The sequence below is a fragment of the Glutamicibacter sp. BW77 genome (genome assembly GCF_002332285.1).
Lineage (GTDB): Bacteria > Actinomycetota > Actinomycetes > Actinomycetales > Micrococcaceae > Glutamicibacter > Glutamicibacter bergerei.
The window spans coordinates 16,754-33,289 of the sequence record NZ_NRGT01000068.1 but is presented as its reverse complement, the minus strand read 5'-3'; the positions used below and the strand labels follow the sequence as shown (position 1 = coordinate 33,289).

Sequence of the window (16,536 nt, the reverse complement as noted above, 5' to 3'; positions counted from 1 at the left end):
CAGTCCGAATAGTTTTTCATCAACTAAACACCACGAGGTATACGTGAACAACAAAAATGGCATGCTCACTAGACTCATGCGATTTATTGGAGTTGGCGGATTCTGCTTCGTAGTAACTTTGGTAGTCAACTACGGGTTAAAATTCACGGTGCTTGAAGCGCACCCAACCACGGCATTCATCATCGCTAATGCTGTTGCGACGGTAGTCTCCTTCGTACTGACCCGGCAGTACACGTTCCAAAATCAAAACGACGCGTACCGTAAGCGCATTCAAGCCATTGGCTTCTTTACCGTGTCGTTGATCGGCATTGCCATCAACTCCGCACCGCTATATGTATCGCGCTGGATCTTGGGATTCCACTACCCGCAGGTATCTTTTCTCAGCCAAGAAGTAGCAGACTTTATCTCCGGGCCGATTATCGGCACACTACTAGCGATGGTGTTCCGTTGGTGGGCGCTGCATAAGTTTGTTTTCCCAGATTCACAGAAAATTAACCTGCCACAGGAACCACAGGAATCACTTGTTCCTTCCAAGGGATAAGCGAGAACCCGCAGTTTTCTAGCGGTACGTCTCACGTTGTACAAATGACTCGGCCCGGAACCAAAAATTTGGTTCCGGGCCGAGTCATCTAAAACGTTTGGGAGGGTTAGTCCACCAAGGCCATCCACCGGTCGTGAAGCTCGGAGATGATGTCATCCAACGCGGATGCTGGACGGTCACCCACAGCATCAGAACCATACACGGCAGCCAGCAGGGCTACCGCGTAGGCGTCGGTTTCTGGATCACGGCTGTCGTCTTCCTCAGCTACTGGGGCATCAGCTGTCTCGATATCCGATTCTTCCTCTACCTCGGCTGCGCCGCTGGCGTTGAAGTAAGCGGCATAGGCATCGGTAGGGGACAGGTGCAACGAATCGCGCACCACGCTCACAACCTGACGCAGGGCATCCGCCGAGGGACCTTCCAGTCCTTCGAGCAGCGCTTCCCATTCACTGCCAGCTGCCTGGGAGCGTTCAATGGCGGAGCGGACAATGCGGGCAGCAGCCACCGTGGTTTTTGCAGCCTGCTCATCATGGGTCAGATACGCGGAGGCACGGGATAACGCCTCTGTAGTGGATTCTGGGACGCGCGATAGCAGTGCTACCGCGGCGGCACGTGGAAGCACGCCCGTGGAGTCCGCATTCACACCGGTAGGACGCCCGCGTTGGCCCATATCTTTGGATTTTAGACCCGACAAGTTGAGCGGATCGCCAGCCATCAGGCCGTCATGAATCTCGACCTTCTTCATTTCGAGATCAATCCAACGCTTCAGTGGCTCGGGCGCACCGGTCGGGAAGGACCCAGTTAGCTGAGAGTAGGCGCGAAGCGAAGCGAGCCACATGCAGGCTAACTCGTCGCTGCCCACACCGTCTTTGGCCCATTCGAGGGCTTCAAGCAGCCCATCGACCATATAGAGCGGGAGTAGTTCGGTGGCACCGGGATCGATATCGTCCCGGGCGTGGGTTGCGCCGTCGGCTAGGCCGAGCAGGATCGCGAACACCTTGTCTGAGTAGTTCTCTGGCAGGAGTGCAATTTCACCGGTTTCATTCACAAGTACATTCTAGTGCGCAAACTGTCCGAGGTATTGCATAAGGTGGGATCATGCGATTGCTTCACACCTCAGACTGGCATTTGGGTCGTACCTTCCATGGTGCGTCGCTACTCGATGCCCAGCGCAACGTACTGCAAGAAATCATCGATATCACCCGCGAACGCCAAGTGGACGTGGTGTTGGTGGCCGGTGACATTTATGACCGTGCACTGCCCCATGTGGATGCGGTGCGTTTGTGTAACTGGGCGTTGGCCGAACTTCGCAAAACCGGGGCCACCTTGATTTTGACTAGCGGCAACCACGATTCCGCCTCCCGGCTAGGATTCGCCTCGGAACTCTTGGATTCCGCCGGAGTACATATTTTTGCTGATACCTCACGCATGCTCGAACCGGTGGTTCTCGAAGCAGAGGGGCACCGAGTGGCCGTGTACGGGATCCCGTATCTGGAGCCACGGATGGTAATGGATGAGCTTCAGGTGGATAAAGCCAGTCACGAGGCAGTGGTTGGAGCGGCCATAAACCGTATCGACGAGCACCTGGGAGAACTACGAAAGAGCGGCACCCCGGTGGTGTCTGTGGCGATGGCACATCTGTTTGCCGCTGGCGGTGAAGGCAGTGACTCGGAACGTGAGCTGAGTACCGGCAACTTGGATGTGGTTCCCGCGCGGCTCTTTGAGAATTTTGACTACACCGCGTTAGGTCACCTCCATGGACGCCAGCGCATCGCCGAGAAGATCCGTTACTCGGGTTCTCCTCTGGCCTACTCCTTCTCGGAAGTGAACCAGCGCAAGGGGATCTGGCTGATCGATACCGATGCGCAGGGAATTACCGGTTACGAAGAAATACTGCTTTCGGTACCGAAAAAACTCGCCATCCTGCGCGGGAATCTCGAAGACCTTCTGGCCGATAAGGAACTGGCCTTTGCCGAGGATGCTTGGTGTCAGGTGACGCTGACCGACCCGGAACGCCCGGCAGATGCGATGAGTAAGGTGAGGACTCGCTTCCCCGACACCGTGGTGCTCGCCTTTGACCCACAAGGTGGCAAAGCAAAGGAAAAGTCGACGTATTCAGACCGGATGGCTAAAGCAACAAGTACCGCACAGGTCTGCACAGACTTTATTGAACATGTCAGAGACCGGCAGCCCGATGAACTTGAACGGGAACTGCTCGACTCGGTGATCCGGAGCACGCGTGAAGCACAGGTGAGCAAATGAGAATTCATAAACTTCGTATCCAAGCCTTTGGTCCTTTCGCCGGAGTAGAAGAAGTTGACTTCGATGAATTGTCGGCCGGCGGATTGTTTTTACTTGATGGCCCCACGGGCGCCGGCAAATCCAGTATTCTCGACGCAATTTGTTACGGAATTTATGGTTCGTTGCCTGGAAACCGTGCCGGTAGTCGGCAGATCCGCTCGGATCACGCAGCAGAAGGTCTCGAACCACAGATCATCTGCGAATTGACCGTGGGGGACCGTCGCTTTGAGGTGACTCGTTCCCCAGCCTGGATGCGCCCAAGTAAGCGTGGCAAGAACGGGGTCACCGAACAGAAGGCTTCCAGTGCTCTGCGAGAACTGGTCAAAGGACAGTGGGAGGCCTTGTCGACCCGTAATGATGAAGTAGGGCAGATCCTCGGTGGCCTTTTAGGTCTAGACCGTGATCAGTTCACCAAGGTGGTCATGCTCCCGCAAGGTGGGTTCGCGGATTTTTTGCGTGCCAAGGCCACCGCACGTGAAGACCTGCTCAGCAACCTCTTCGACACCAGCGATTACGGAAAAATCGAGGACGAGTTTAATCTGCGTCTGACCGAGGAACGTAAAAAGGCCGCGGAGATTGAGGCTACGCTCAGCGCTCGTGAAAATGGTATTCGTCAGGACGCCACCGCCTTCCTAGCTAGCCACGAGCTAGCTGATCCCGAAGTAGCTCAGAACCAGATAGAGCCACCGGCAGACTTAGCGACCGAGTTCGCCGACTATGATGCCCGTATTCTCACCATGCATTGCGCACGCCAAGAGGGCACGGCGAAGTTGCGTCTGCGCCGCGAGCAGTCACTGAAGAACCAAAAATCAGTGGATGAGCGCCGACGTGTGTTCGCGCGACGCGCCGAATTGAGCGGTTTAGAAAGCGAACACAGCGAAAAGCATCCCGCTGCCGTACGCGCCGGACAGGCTTTGGAACTTCATGGTAAGGCCGCGGGAATTAGGGGCTATGAAGCGCAAGTTAATGAAACTAAGAAGAGCTTGGAAGCCACCGTCAAAGCATGGCACGAGTCCCAGCTGAAAGTCGCCAATGGTTATGAGCTTCGGGCTCAAGCGAACGCTGATGATCTTGACGTGATTAGATCACGAACCGCGAAGCTGAATAACCGTCTCGTGGTGCTCAACGCGGCGCTCGCCGACGAAACCAAGAAGGAACAACTGCAAAAAGATCTCAAAGACGCTCTTGAACAGGTGAATAAGCAGAAGAAAATCCGTGAAGATGCGGAGAAAACTCTTGGGCAATTACGTGCTGAACGAGATGACATCGCGGCCGAACCACAAAAGCTAGATCTTGTCGCTGCCGCTGGAGCCAAGCAAGTAGCCACCGAGGAACTCACAGCAGCGCAGGAACTGGTAGTGCAGATCAAGCTGCGCGATAAGTTGCACAAATCATTAACGGCAGCCGACATCGAATATGCGGAGCAAAGCCTTAAACTCAACGCTGCCGAGACTGAGCTGATTGCAGCGCAGCGTATGCAGCTAGAACAAAGCGCGCTGCGTCTAGCCGCCGCGCTCGAAGATGGCTCGCCGTGTCTGGTCTGTGGTTCGCTGGAACACCCCCAGCCGGCGCAGAGCGAGGATGACGCCGAACTCATCGACGACGAACGGATCGAGGCGCTAGAGAAGGTCGTTCAGACAGAACGCGAACTGCAACGCACCAAGGCCAAGATTCGTGATGTTGCGACCACCAAATTTGAGGCAGCCGCTGAATCCGCAAAAGATACGGATCTGGACACCGGCAAGGCTCGGACCGAACTGGCGCAAACAAAGCTTGATGCGGCCACTGCCAAGCAGGCGGAGACTACCGAGCTGGCGCGAAAACTTGAATTGCTCCGCGCCCGTATCGAAAAGGAAACCGCCAAGGTCGCTCAGGCTGCCTTGGATCATGCCACGGGTACCAAGCAAGTTCAGTCGTTAAGCACCCAGATTGACGAGCTTGATGCGAAGCTAGCGCAGCTGCGTGAAGGCAGCGACTTGGGGCTTGCCGAGCTAGTGAAGAAGGTGCGGGCCGAATTCACCGTTTTTAATGGTGCTCATAAGGCACTTACGGACCATTTGGCCGCGGCCAACGCAGCGAAAAAGGCGGCGGACACGTGGACCCAGCAACGTGATGAAGCCGGTTTTGTGAACGACAAGGAATACGTTGTGGCCCTGCTGAGCGACGAGAAACGAGAGCAATACCAAACACTGCAGCACGAGGACACCGTGCGTTCCAGCGCCATCGCGACTCTCAAAGCCTCCGAAGATCATTTGCGAGCCAAGGACTTGGCTGCTCAAGGAATCGGCGCGCCCACCGAGGAAGAGCAGTCCACAGTGAACGAGAACGTCAAGGCCGCTGAGGAACTCTACGAATCCGCACGGCAAGATGAGGTGCTCGCCCAGACCCAGCTTGAGCGACTTCGCACTTCCGTGGCCGCGCTGAGCGAGTACCGCGCCGAGTCTGGTCCGGTAGTGGATGCATATCGCAGGCTTCGCGATCTGGCCGACGTGATTCGTGGCGGGGGAGAGAACAAATACAAGATGACCCTGAGTACCTATGTGCTGGCGGCGCGTTTGGAAGAAGTTGCACAAGCCGCCACCGAGCGGCTGAAGATCATGTCCTCCGAACGTTATTCGCTGCATCATGATGATTCCACCCGTGGCAATTCAAAGTCTGGGCTGGGCTTACGCGTCCGGGATTCATGGACAGGTAAAGAACGCGACACTCAGACGCTGTCCGGCGGTGAAACATTCATGGCTTCACTGGCTCTGGCATTGGGACTGGCGGACGTAATCTCACATCACAGTGGTGCGGTAGATATGCAGACGCTCTTCGTGGATGAAGGTTTCGGCTCCCTTGATGCCGAGACCCTAGAGCAGGTGATGGAAGCGCTGGAATCACTGCGTGCAGGCGGACGAATGATCGGTCTGGTGTCCCATGTTTCGGAGATGAAACAACGAATTACCAACCGAGTGACGGTTATCAAAACCCAGCACGGTTCCACAATTGATATGACCCCAGAAGTGATGCTCACCATCTGAACTAGACATTGACCAAGACGCTGGTATCTTGAAAGTAGTGCCATCAGGCATGTCTGGGAAATTTTGTGTGTCGGGGGGCGTGGGACGACACACGCTTTGTTGTGGAGAATTGTTGACTCAACATATGTTGTCCAATGAACCGAACCAAAAACTAGAACCTAAGCCAGGGTTCTCTTCTCTGGTGCCTATGGTTGGAACGGCCTACGTTCCGCTATCTTTCTTTGCTAGATTGCCCCTGGCAATGCTCACCATTGGGTCGATGACCTTGGTGACTGCAAGCTCCGGATCCTATGCACTCGGTGGCTTGAGTGCGGCCATGGTGGGACTTGGTTCTGCCGTGGGCGGGCCGAGTATCGGAATGCTCGCGGACCGCTTCGGTCAGCGTCCGGTGCTAATTCCAGTATCAATCTTGCATACCATTTTGCTTCTGCTGTTGACGTGGTACGGCAATAGCGGTTCGAACATGCTGGTCGGTGTGCTGGTCCTGATTTCCTTGCTAGCAGGAGCCAGCGGTCCACAGGTCGGACCGATGTCGCGTGTGCGTTGGATTTCAATGACGCGCCGGCAGCAAAAAAATCCTAAGGTGCTCACCGCGGCGTTGAGCCTGGAATCCATGCTGGACGAGCTTGGCTTCGTCTTCGGACCGGTTGCCGTAGGTCTATTAGCCTCGCTGGTACACCCAACCTTGCCGCTGCTGATCGCTGCAGTCCTCACCGTGGTGCTGGTTCCTACCTTTGCGAAACATCGCACCGTCGATGAGGTTAAACCGCATGGCAGTGGCGAACATGAAGTGAAGGTGCGCATCTCTAAGGCGCAAGTGGCCGCCATTGGTGCGCTAGTACTTGGCATGATTGGCTTAGGCACGGTCTTTGGCTCATCAGCCGCCGGCACGCTGGCATTTGCCGGCGCGCTGGGTAATTCCAATCAGGGTGGCTTGCTCTATGGCGCAATGGGTCTTTCCAGTGCGCTGGCAGCGATTTCCGTGGCTTCGTGGCCACAGGGATTTAGCCAGATCAACCGTTGGATCACTTGCGGTGTGGCGCTGACTATTGCCAGCTTTGGATTGCACTATGCCAGCTCCGTGCCGTGGATGCTTTTAGCACTGTTTGTGGCAGGTTTTGCTGTCGGTCCGGTAATCGTCACGGGCATGACCTTGGGCGGCGAGGTAGCTCCGCCGAAGGTGCTGTCCACAGTGATGACGCTGCTGTCGGCCGGAATCGTGGTGGGCACATCAATCGGTAACGGATTGGCCGGAGTATTGGCAGAATCTTCCGGTTACCTCGGGGCCTACTGGGTCTCTACAGCTGCGGCGTTCCTCATCCTGCTTGCGGCTCTGCTGATGAAGCTGATCGTTGCAAAGGCTCCGTCGTTGCGACGCGTGCGCTAACTAAAGAGCGTTAAGCCGCAGGCTCCTTTCACTTAGGGGAAAGGAGCCTGCGGTGCTTAAATCTGAGGGGACCAAGTTTTTAGCTGAGTTCGTCGCCCACGTTCAGTGCAGCTTCTTTCAACGCACGAATAATGTGCTCACGGGTGTCGACGGTACTGGTAGCGAAGATGACGGCGATGGCCGCAGGGGTAGGGCCGGTGTGGGAAATCGGTACCGCTATGGCGGTGACGCCTTGGATCACTTCGTTCTCGCTGGTGGAGTATCCCTCAATCCGTGCGGTGCGCGCAGGCTCACGGTACTCAATGCCGGTCTCCATCGCATCCCATTGGCTGCGCGTGTATTGGGATTGGATGGCGATACCTGGCGCGCCAATATCCATCCCGTGCACCGAGCCGGGGCGGTGCACAATGGCGCTTCCTGAGTGCACCGGTTCAACTGACTGCAAGGTGGTGCACATATCGTGTTCCCAGACGGCCAAGAAAGCCGTCATGGATAGTTCATTAGCAAGCCTGGTGAGCTCGGGCAGCGCGGCAGATTGCAGGTCGCGCTGCACGGAGCGGGCAAGGACTGCCAGCCCAGAGGCTGAACGAATCCTGCCGGATTCATCCCGGCTGAGCAGGCGGTGTTCTTCAAGCGTGCGCAGGATCCGGTAGGCGATGGAGCGATGGACGTCGAGCCGCTCGGCGATTTCCGCGATGGTGAGGTTGACTGGAGACTCGGCAACGATCTCTAAGGCTCGAATTCCGCGGGATAGGGTTTGCGAGGATGACATCTTCTTCATTCCGGCGCTGGCCACGATTTCTTCGGTGCACAGTCAGCCTTAGGCTCGACGCTGGTGTACTTGATTCGAGTCTAGGGGTTCTTTATCCGAACAGCGAATTCTTTTTTTGAACTGTTCGACGGGAGTGTGACTAATGCAGCTTGTGAGGACAGTCACTCCTAGTTTACTATGTATCTATTACCCGTCCGAACGGTCGGTAATTATCCGCATCTTCATCTGAGGACACTCGCACATGTCTACAACCGCATCACGTACCCAGGAAGAACGGCGCGTTCTGGCCGGCACCCTGGTAGGTACCACCATCGAGTGGTACGACTTCTTCATTTTCGCTCAGCTCACCGCGACGCTGTTGACCCCGCTGTTCCTGGAACCGCTCGGTGAATCAAATCCAGCTGTAGCCCAGATCCTGTCCTTTGCCATGATTGGCATCTCCTTCTTCTTCCGCCCCTTGGGGGCCATCGTGGCAGGACACTTAGGTGACCGCTATGGACGCAAGAAGATTCTGGTGCTGACCTTGATCCTCATGGGAGCGGCCACCTCGCTGATCGGTGTGCTGCCAACCTACGCCGCAATTGGCATCGGAGCACCTATCTTGCTGGTGCTTCTACGTGTGATCCAGGGCTTCTCCGCAGGTGGAGAATGGGGTGGCGCAGCGCTGATGGCAGTGGAGCACGCACCGAAGGCCCGCCGCGGTTACTTCGGAGCTTTCCCGCAGATCGGCGTGCCTATCGGCATGATCCTGGCAACTGGTTTGCTCTACATCCTGCGGGTCTCGATGACTCCAGAACAGTTCCAATCGTGGGGCTGGCGTATTCCATTCCTCCTGTCGGTCGTGCTGATCCTGGTTGGTTACATGATCCGCCGTGCGGTGGAAGAATCCCCGGTCTTCAAAGCCATGGCTCAGCGTAAGGCCGCCGAGCACACTCCGCTGAAGGAGCTGATGACCGGGCACCTGAAGCCGGTGATGCAAGCTGCTTTGATCTTCGTTTCGAACAACGCCGCCGGTTACCTGGTGATCGCCTTCTTCATCTCCTACACCACCAAGGTACTGAAGATGGAACTGGCTCCGGTCTTGTTGGCTACCACCGTTGGCTCAGTCGGCTGGCTGATCTTCACGCTGGTCGGTGGCTGGCTCTCGGATAAGTTAGGACGCCGGAACACCTTCTTGCTCGGTTACGGCATCGTATTTGTCTGGATGATTCCAATGTTTATGTTGGTGGACACCGGAAATATCGTGCTTTACACCGTGGGTATCTTCGTGCTCACCATTGGCCTGGGTCTGTCCTACGGTCCACAGTCGGCCATGTACGCCGAGATGTTCCCGGCTCGTATCCGCTACTCGGGCATCTCGATTGGTTACGCACTGGGTTCGATTCTCGGTGGCGCCTTCGCCGCTACCGTGGCGCAGGTCTTGCTGACCTCCACCGGATGGTCCGGTTCCATCGCGATCTACATTATGGTGTTGACCATCATCTCCGTGGCCGCGGTGCTGTGGGTGGGCGAAACGCAGGGACGTAACCTGCACCTCGAAGAAGTTGAGGACGAGGAAGTTCCTACCGTTCGCTAACTAATGGCAGGTAGAACTGAATAACAACAACAACGCGCTCGCTGGCATCATGCCGGTGGGCGCGTTGTTGATGAACGCACAATCAGCCGATGTTCAATGGGATGGCCCGCAGCCGGCTCTAACCCGCGAATGGTGCGCAACAACATGGCTACCGCAGTTTCACCCTGCTGGTGGGGTCGCTGTTCAATGGTGGTCAGCCCAAACATGTCTGCAAGTTCGTGGTTGTCGATACCAATCACCGACAGATCATGGGGCAGCTGCAGGCCTAAGTCCCGGGCGGCGAGCATCGCACCGATAGCCATCTCATCGCTGGCAGCAAAAATGGCGGTGGGACGATTTACCGGGTGGCCGAGCAGCTGCTTTGCCGCCTGATAGCCCTGGGCCATGCTGAAATCGGCGCCCAGGTAGAGCCGGTCATCTACGGTCAGTGAAGCCTCACGCATGGCGCGCTCGTATCCGGCCCGGCGGCGGGTCGGCAAATGGAAATCCTGGTCGGTTTCTTGGCTGCCACCAATGTGGGCGATACGTGTGTGGCCCAGCGCGATGAGGTGCTCGGTAGCTAAGGCCGCCACCGCTTCTTCATCCCAGAAGAGGGTGGGAGCGCCGGGTAATGGTCCGCCTACTCCGACCAGTGGTTTATCCAGTGCGTGCAGGGCTTTCATCTCGGCCTCGCCTAACTCCACGTTGACTGCGATGACCGCGTCTACCCGTTGGCGTAGCAGGAAGTCAGAGAATACCTTTTCGCGTTGGTCCACTTCCTTGCTCAGCTGATACAAGGTGGTGTCATAACCTTCACGCATCAGTGCCGCGCTAATGCCTTCAAGCACCGAGGCGTAATACCAGCGGTTAATCATTGGTACCAGCACGCCGATATTCCGGGTGCGGCCCGAGGCCAGACCTGAGGCGCTGGCGGAAACCACGTAGTCCAGCTCGTGTGCTGCCCGGCGGACCGCCGCGAGGGTGGTGGCCGAGACGTTTCCGCGACCCGACAGGGCCCTAGAGACGGTGGCGATGGAGACACCTGCGGCCTCAGCCACGTCTTTGATGCTGGCCACGATGACCCTTTCACGAAGTATGTCTAGTGCTGTGGCGACCACCTAGTGGACGCCACAGCTACTTTTTGAGCTTACCGGCAGTTAGCTTCGCGTAGCGTCAAGCCATAGCGCGGTTTCGCCTTCGATGCTTGACTCCGAGACCTGCAAGGCGCTGGAGACCAGTCGTGGTAGTTTTGCTAGCTCCGGCGGTAAGCGAACCGGGTCCGCACAAAAATTCATCACGATAATAACCGAGCCATTTTGCAGGGTCAGTAGCTTCTCATCATTGCTAGCTAGCCATTGTACGTCTCCGGAACCCAGTGCATGTTCGCGGCGCAAACGCAGTAGTTCTTGATATAGATGCAGGGTTGAGTCGGCGTCGTTTTCCTGCAATGAACGGGCATAACCGGCCCATTGCTCGGGCTGGGGTAGCCAGCTTTCTCCGGTGGTATTAAAGCCGTAGGCCGGGGCGTCGGCTTCCCACGGAAGCGGGACACGGCAGCCATCTCGGCCGTAGCGCTCGTGATTGGTGCGGAACCAGGTCGGGTCTTGGCGTGCCTCGTCCGGTAGCTCCATGGCTTCGGGTAAGCCGAGCTCTTCACCCTGATAGAGGTAGGCGCCACCGGGTAGCGCAAGCATGAGCGTGGAGGCGGCCCTGGCGCGGCGCAAACCGATGACCGGATCTGGATGGTTTGGGGTTAGTGGGCCGATGCCTTCGCCCTGCGGGTTGTCGTCGGTGAGTGCTAACCGTGAGGAGTGGCGTACGACATCGTGGTTGGACAGTACCCAGGTGCTCGGCGCGCCAACCGCGCCGAAGGCGGCCATTGACTCATTGATTACTTCACGCATTGCCGAGGCATCCCAGCCGGTGCTGAGATAAGGGAAATTGAAGGCTTGATGCATTTCATCTTCACGCACCCACTTGGCCATTAGATCTAGTGGGTTGACCCAGGCTTCGGCGCAGAGCACGCGCTGGCCTTCATATTCATCCATGACGGTACGCCAGTCGCGGTAGATTTCATGCACGCCGTCCTGGCCCCACCACGGGGCAAGTTCTTCGGTTCCGCCCATGGATGCACCCTTGGGGTCGGGGGTGAAATCTGGAAGCCCTTCGGCCTTGATCATGCCGTGGGCAACGTCCACACGGAAACCGTCGGTGCCGCGGTCCAGCCAGAAGCGCAGTACGTCGCGGAACATCGCGCGAACTTCCTCGTTGTGCCAGTTGAAGTCTGGTTGCGTGGCATCGAAGATATGCAGGTACACCTGGCCGGGGGTGCCGTCTTCGTTGGCGGTCCGGGTCCACATGGGTCCGCCGAACACCGATTCCCAGTTATTGGGCAAGGTTCCTTCGTCGGCGTCGCGGAAGATGAAGCGATCGCGTTCGGGGGAGCCGGCCGGGGAGTTCAATGCTTCCTGGAACCAGGGGTGCTGATCGGAGCAGTGGTTTGGAACAAGATCGATGATGACGCGTAATCCGAGCTCATGGGCGCGGGCCACCATTGCGTCGTAATCGGCCAAGGTGCCAAAGAGCGGGTCCACGTCCACATAGTTGGAGACGTCGTAGCCTCCATCTTTTTGGGGTGAGGTGAAAAAGGGCGAGAGCCAGATTGCGTCAATATCCATGGTGGCCAGCTGTTCCAGGCGGGAGGTAATGCCCTGCAGATCTCCGATTCCATCTCCGTTGGCGTCTGCGAAGGAGCGTGGATAGATCTGGTAGATCACCGAGGTGCGCCACCATTCCGAGCCGGGCTCGGTTGATGGCGTGGTCGAAAGCGCGCGCGTTTGAGTCATGACAATAACGATAGGCGATGAGTACGTGCTTGTAAACGCTTCCAGTAATTCTTCTGCTTCGCGTAGAGGTGGGCTTGCGCAGCAAGGAAGAATGATTGATTCTTTGCTGAGTGTTGCCAACGTCAATGATTTATGTCACTCTGGAAACGCTTACATATTTGTCGAAAACCTTCGACGCTCAGATCCGCCCGGTCCCGACCTTGGACCGAGGTTGTTACGAAAGGTACACCAATGAAGGTGAACGCTCGCTCCCTGATTGTCGGCGGGGCCATGACGGCCATCGCCGCACTCTCGCTGACCGCCTGCGGCGGATCCGGCACTACGACCGAACCCACCACTTCCAGCTCGCCCGCGGCTTCTGCCTCGGCGCCTTCTGAAGCCGGATCGTTGACCGTCTGGGTTGACGCAAACCGTGAACCAGTGCTGAAACTGGCGGCCAAGGACTTCCAGGCAGCCAGTGGCGTGAAGGTAGATCTGGTCATCAAGGATTTCTCGAAGATTCAAGAAGACTTCCTGCGTCAGGTACCTACCGGCAAGGGTCCTGATATCACCATCGGCGCCCATGACTGGTTGGGCAATCTCGTCAATAACGGCGTTGTTCAGCCGGTAGAACTGGGCGACAAAGCAGCAGACTTCCAGGATGTCGCGGTCAACGCGATGAGCTATGAAGGAAAAGCCTACGGCGTCCCCTATGCCACCGAAAACTTGGCACTGCTACGCAACACCAAGCTGGCTGATAAAGCACCTGCCACCTTTGACGAGATGATCACTGCCGGTGAAAAATCAGGGGCAGACTTCCCATTCCTGGTGCAGGTCTCCGAAACCGGTGATCCATTCCATCTCTACCCATTCCAGACTTCATTCGGCGCACCAGTATTCGGTACCAATGCCGATGGTGCCTATGACGCCAGCAAGCTGGAATTGAACAACTCCGGCGGCGAGAAATTCGCTCAGTGGATGGCTGAACAGGGCAAAGAAGGCACACTGAAAACCTCCGTGGACTCAGATATTGCCAAGGAAAAGTTTGTTTCCGGCGATTCACCATTCTTGATTACTGGCCCATGGAACGTCGAAGCGGCCGAAAAAGCCAAGATTGAGTTGTCCATTGACCCAATCCCAAGCGCCGGTGGCGAACCAGCACAACCGTTCGTGGCAGTCCAGGGATTCTTCGTCTCTTCGAAGACCGAAAACCTGTTGGCAGCTACAGAATTTTTGACCAACTACATTGGTACCGAGGCGGTGCAGACCGAGCTCTATAAGGTTGGCGACCGTCCACCAGCAAACAAGGCAGCCTTCGAGGCCGCGAAATCTGACGAAGTAGTTGCGGCCTTCGGTGAAGTTGGAGCCAACGGTGTTCCGATGCCAAACGTTCCCGAAATGGCTGCGGTCTGGGAATTCTGGGGTGTCGCAGAAGCTGACATCATCTCCGGCAAGGCCAAAGATCCAGCCAAGCGCTGGGACAAGATGGCTGAGGACATCGAAGCAGCAATTTCCAAGTAGTTCTGCGTTGGCCGGGGTATAAGTCTTGGACTCACACCCCGGCCTAACCACACCGATAACCGCTGGCAGAATCGTTCAAGGACCACGTAGATGAATCTCAAAACCACCGCGCCACAAGAAGCCGCCCCTGAACGTGCTTCCGGGGAAAAAAGTACTTCGCTCCAATTTAGCGGCGGACTGGGCACGATGCTCTTCAAGATCGTCGCGCTGGCGGTCCTGGACGCTACCGCAGTATTTGCAATTTTCCTCGCAGTAGCTAAAGACGCGGTGCTTATTGCCAGCATCATCGGTGTCATTACCTTATTGATCAACGTCATCTACCTCAAACGAGGGTGGCTGCCGGCTAAGTATTTGGCACCCGGCGCCGTATTTCTGCTGATCTTCCAAGTTTTTGTCATTGGTTACACCGGTTATATCGCCTTTACCAACTATGGATCCGGGCACAACTCGGATCAGGACGACGCGATCATGTCGCTGCTGCAAACCAATCAGCAACGTGTGCCTGACTCGGCCAGCTACCCGGTGACGGTGCTGGATGGTGCCGACGGGCTGGCGCTCTTGGTACAGCGTGAAGGGCAGCAGCTTGTGGGGGACTCCGATGACCCTCTGGCACCGATTGACCCGGCAGCACTTGGAAAATACACCCAGCTGAACTTCGCTGATTTACTTGGCCGGCAACAGGAGGTCACGTCCTTAGCGGTGCCCATGAGCGAAGACCCGACCCAGGGAACTCTTCGCACCTCCGATGGACGGACCGCATATCAGTACACTTCCACCCTGGTCTACGACAAGGGTGCAGATACGATGACCGACTCGATCACTGGGACGGTATATAGCGACACCGGCGTGGGCGCCTATACCGCACCGGATGGTGAGCAATTAATGCCGGGCTGGTCCATCAACGTAGGTTTTGACAACTTCACTCGGGCTATCACTGACTCCTCGATCCGCAGCTCGTTGATCTCGGTCACCGTGTGGACCTTCGTCTTCGCATTTCTCTCGGTCGCCACGACCTTCTTCCTTGGATTATTCCTTGCGATTGTGTTCAACGACCTGCGGATGAAGGGGCGCAAGATCTACCGAGTCATCTCGATCCTGCCTTATGCGTTCCCTGCATTCCTTGGCGGCCTGGTCTGGGCAGGCATGCTGAACAAGGACTTCGGTTTTGTTAACCAGGTACTTTTCAACGGAGCCTCGATACCCTGGCTTACCGACCCATGGCTAGCCAAGTTCTCCGTGCTCTGGGTCAACCTCTGGCTTGGATTCCCTTATATGTTCCTCGTCTGCACTGGCGCCTTGCAATCGATTCCAGAAGAGCTTTCTGAAGCCGCGAAAATTGACGGGGCGAAACCCTTCCAGATCTTCCGGTTGATCAAGATGCCATTGCTACTGGTATCCGTAGCGCCGCTGCTGATCTCTTCTTTCGCGTTCAACTTCAACAACTTCAACATCATCTACATGCTGACCGAGGGCGGACCACGTCTAGCGGACGGCGCCATGAACGTGGGTTCCACGGACATCCTCATTTCGATGGTGTACAAGGTAGCGTTCGTCGGCTCACAGCGCGACTACGGGTTGGCTAGCGCATTCTCCATCATCATCTTCTTGATCGTTTCGCTGATCGCGGTCATCAGCTTTAAGCAGACCAAAGCTCTGGAGGAATTGAACTAATGAGCACTGCAACCTCAATCTCATCCAAGGGACCGAAAAAAACCTTCGGTCAGTGGTTCGCGGCAACCGGCTGGCGCCACCTCATTGGTGTGGCGCTGTGCATCTACGCGGCCTTCCCGCTGCTCTATGTTCTTTCCGCGTCGCTCAATCCCAACGGCACCCTGCTTTCCTCCAACGGATTCTTCAGCACCATTGGTTTGGAAAGCTACGAGAAGCTCTTCGCTAATGAACAGCGTCCCTTCGCTGCATGGTTTGCTAACACAATGTTTATCGGACTAACTACCGCTGCCGCGTCCGTGCTGCTTGGTGCACTCGCCGCCTACAGCTTTAGCAGGATGCGCTTCAAAGGCCGCCGCTTTGGCCTGGTGTCCTTATTGGTAGTCCAGATTTTCCCGCAATTGCTGGCAGTGGTAGCAATCTTCATTTTGCTCACGACCCTGGGGGATGTGTACCCAGCACTGGGTATCGATAACCAGATTGCTCTAATCATGGTGTATCTCGGTGGCGCACTGGGTGTAAACACCTACTTAATGTATGGGTTCTTCAATACTGTGCCGATAGAAATTGATGAGGCTGCCAAGATTGATGGGGCTGGGCATGCGCGCATCTTCTTCACCATGATCCTGCGCCTGGTGGCACCGATCCTTGCAGTGGTGGGATTGCTGTCATTCATCTCCACCACCAGCGACTTCGTGATCGCCTCCGTGGTATTGGTCAGCCCGGAGAATCAAACGCTAGCGGTAGGGCTGTACTCCTACGTCTCTGAAGAATTCACCTCAAACTGGTCGGTGTTCGCCGCTGGTGCGGTGCTCGCAGCCATCCCGGTCATGGCACTGTTCTTGTTCTTGCAGAAATACATTGTAGGCGGGCTGACCGCAGGAGCCGGCAAATAGGTTTTTCGAAACACGAAAAGGGCTCACCACGTCATCAGGCACCATGT

12 protein-coding genes are annotated in these 16,536 nt (G+C 56.5%); 8 read left to right on the top strand and 4 right to left on the bottom strand.

The features are described from left to right. Window positions 1-43: 43 nt before the first annotated feature. The gene (locus CIK74_RS11420; RefSeq protein WP_096256344.1) at window positions 44-541 is read left to right on the top strand and encodes a GtrA family protein; all 498 of its coding nucleotides are present in this window, start codon (window positions 44-46) and stop codon (window positions 539-541) included. 106 nt (window positions 542-647) lie between these two features. Here CIK74_RS11420 and CIK74_RS11415 read toward each other — a convergent pair whose 3' ends face one another. Beyond that, complete coding sequence (locus CIK74_RS11415; RefSeq protein ID WP_096256343.1) at window positions 648-1,589, bottom strand: hypothetical protein; 942 nt, start codon at window positions 1,587-1,589, stop codon at window positions 648-650. Window positions 1,590-1,639: 50 nt separating this feature from the next. Between CIK74_RS11415 and CIK74_RS11410 the strand changes: the two genes are divergently transcribed. The 3 genes from CIK74_RS11410 to CIK74_RS11400 all read left to right on the top strand — a co-directional run bounded on the left by CIK74_RS11410 (window position 1,640) and on the right by CIK74_RS11400 (window position 7,252). Continuing rightward, entirely contained in the window at window positions 1,640-2,803 is a 1,164-nt protein-coding gene (locus CIK74_RS11410; protein ID WP_096256342.1) for an exonuclease SbcCD subunit D, read from the top strand. Beyond that, window positions 2,800-5,865 carry an SMC family ATPase gene (locus CIK74_RS11405; RefSeq protein ID WP_096256341.1) on the top strand — a complete coding sequence of 1,022 codons (3,066 nt, stop codon included), beginning with the start codon at window positions 2,800-2,802 and terminating at the stop codon, window positions 5,863-5,865. Before CIK74_RS11410 ends, CIK74_RS11405 begins: the two co-directional genes overlap by 4 nt. Window positions 5,866-6,106: 241 nt before the next feature. Next, window positions 6,107-7,252: an MFS transporter gene (locus CIK74_RS11400; RefSeq protein ID WP_229677161.1), complete on the top strand. Its 1,146-nt coding sequence runs from the start codon at window positions 6,107-6,109 to the stop codon at window positions 7,250-7,252. 79 nt (window positions 7,253-7,331) lie between these two features. On the opposite strand, the gene CIK74_RS11395 is transcribed toward CIK74_RS11400, so the two are convergent. Continuing rightward, complete coding sequence (locus tag CIK74_RS11395; protein ID WP_096256339.1) at window positions 7,332-8,024, bottom strand: helix-turn-helix domain-containing protein; 693 nt, start codon at window positions 8,022-8,024, stop codon at window positions 7,332-7,334. Window positions 8,025-8,265: 241 nt separating this feature from the next. On the opposite strand from CIK74_RS11395, the gene CIK74_RS11390 reads away from it, so the two are divergent. Then, window positions 8,266-9,600 (top strand): MFS transporter, encoded by a 1,335-nt coding sequence (locus CIK74_RS11390; protein WP_096256338.1) that lies wholly within the window; start codon window positions 8,266-8,268, stop codon window positions 9,598-9,600. A gap of 47 nt (window positions 9,601-9,647) precedes the next feature. Here CIK74_RS11390 and CIK74_RS11385 read toward each other — a convergent pair whose 3' ends face one another. Both CIK74_RS11385 and CIK74_RS11380 read right to left on the bottom strand, forming a co-directional pair. Next, window positions 9,648-10,655, bottom strand: coding sequence for a LacI family DNA-binding transcriptional regulator (locus CIK74_RS11385; RefSeq protein ID WP_096256337.1), 1,008 nt, complete (start codon window positions 10,653-10,655; stop codon window positions 9,648-9,650). Window positions 10,656-10,736: 81 nt separating this feature from the next. After that, on the bottom strand, window positions 10,737-12,425 hold the full coding sequence (locus CIK74_RS11380; RefSeq protein ID WP_096256336.1) for an alpha-amylase family glycosyl hydrolase: 1,689 nt from the start codon (window positions 12,423-12,425) through the stop codon (window positions 10,737-10,739). Window positions 12,426-12,656: 231 nt separating this feature from the next. Between CIK74_RS11380 and CIK74_RS11375 the strand changes: the two genes are divergently transcribed. From CIK74_RS11375 to CIK74_RS11365, 3 genes are all read left to right on the top strand, one after another. Continuing rightward, on the top strand, window positions 12,657-13,925 hold the full coding sequence (locus CIK74_RS11375) for a maltose ABC transporter substrate-binding protein (protein ID WP_096256335.1): 1,269 nt from the start codon (window positions 12,657-12,659) through the stop codon (window positions 13,923-13,925). Window positions 13,926-14,015: 90 nt separating this feature from the next. Continuing rightward, a complete protein-coding gene (locus tag CIK74_RS11370) occupies window positions 14,016-15,596 on the top strand; it encodes an ABC transporter permease subunit (RefSeq protein ID WP_096256334.1) in 1,581 nt (526 codons plus the stop codon). Beyond that, entirely contained in the window at window positions 15,596-16,489 is an 894-nt protein-coding gene (locus tag CIK74_RS11365; protein WP_096256333.1) for a sugar ABC transporter permease, read from the top strand. Before CIK74_RS11370 ends, CIK74_RS11365 begins: the two co-directional genes overlap by 1 nt. Window positions 16,490-16,536: the final 47 nt, after the last annotated feature.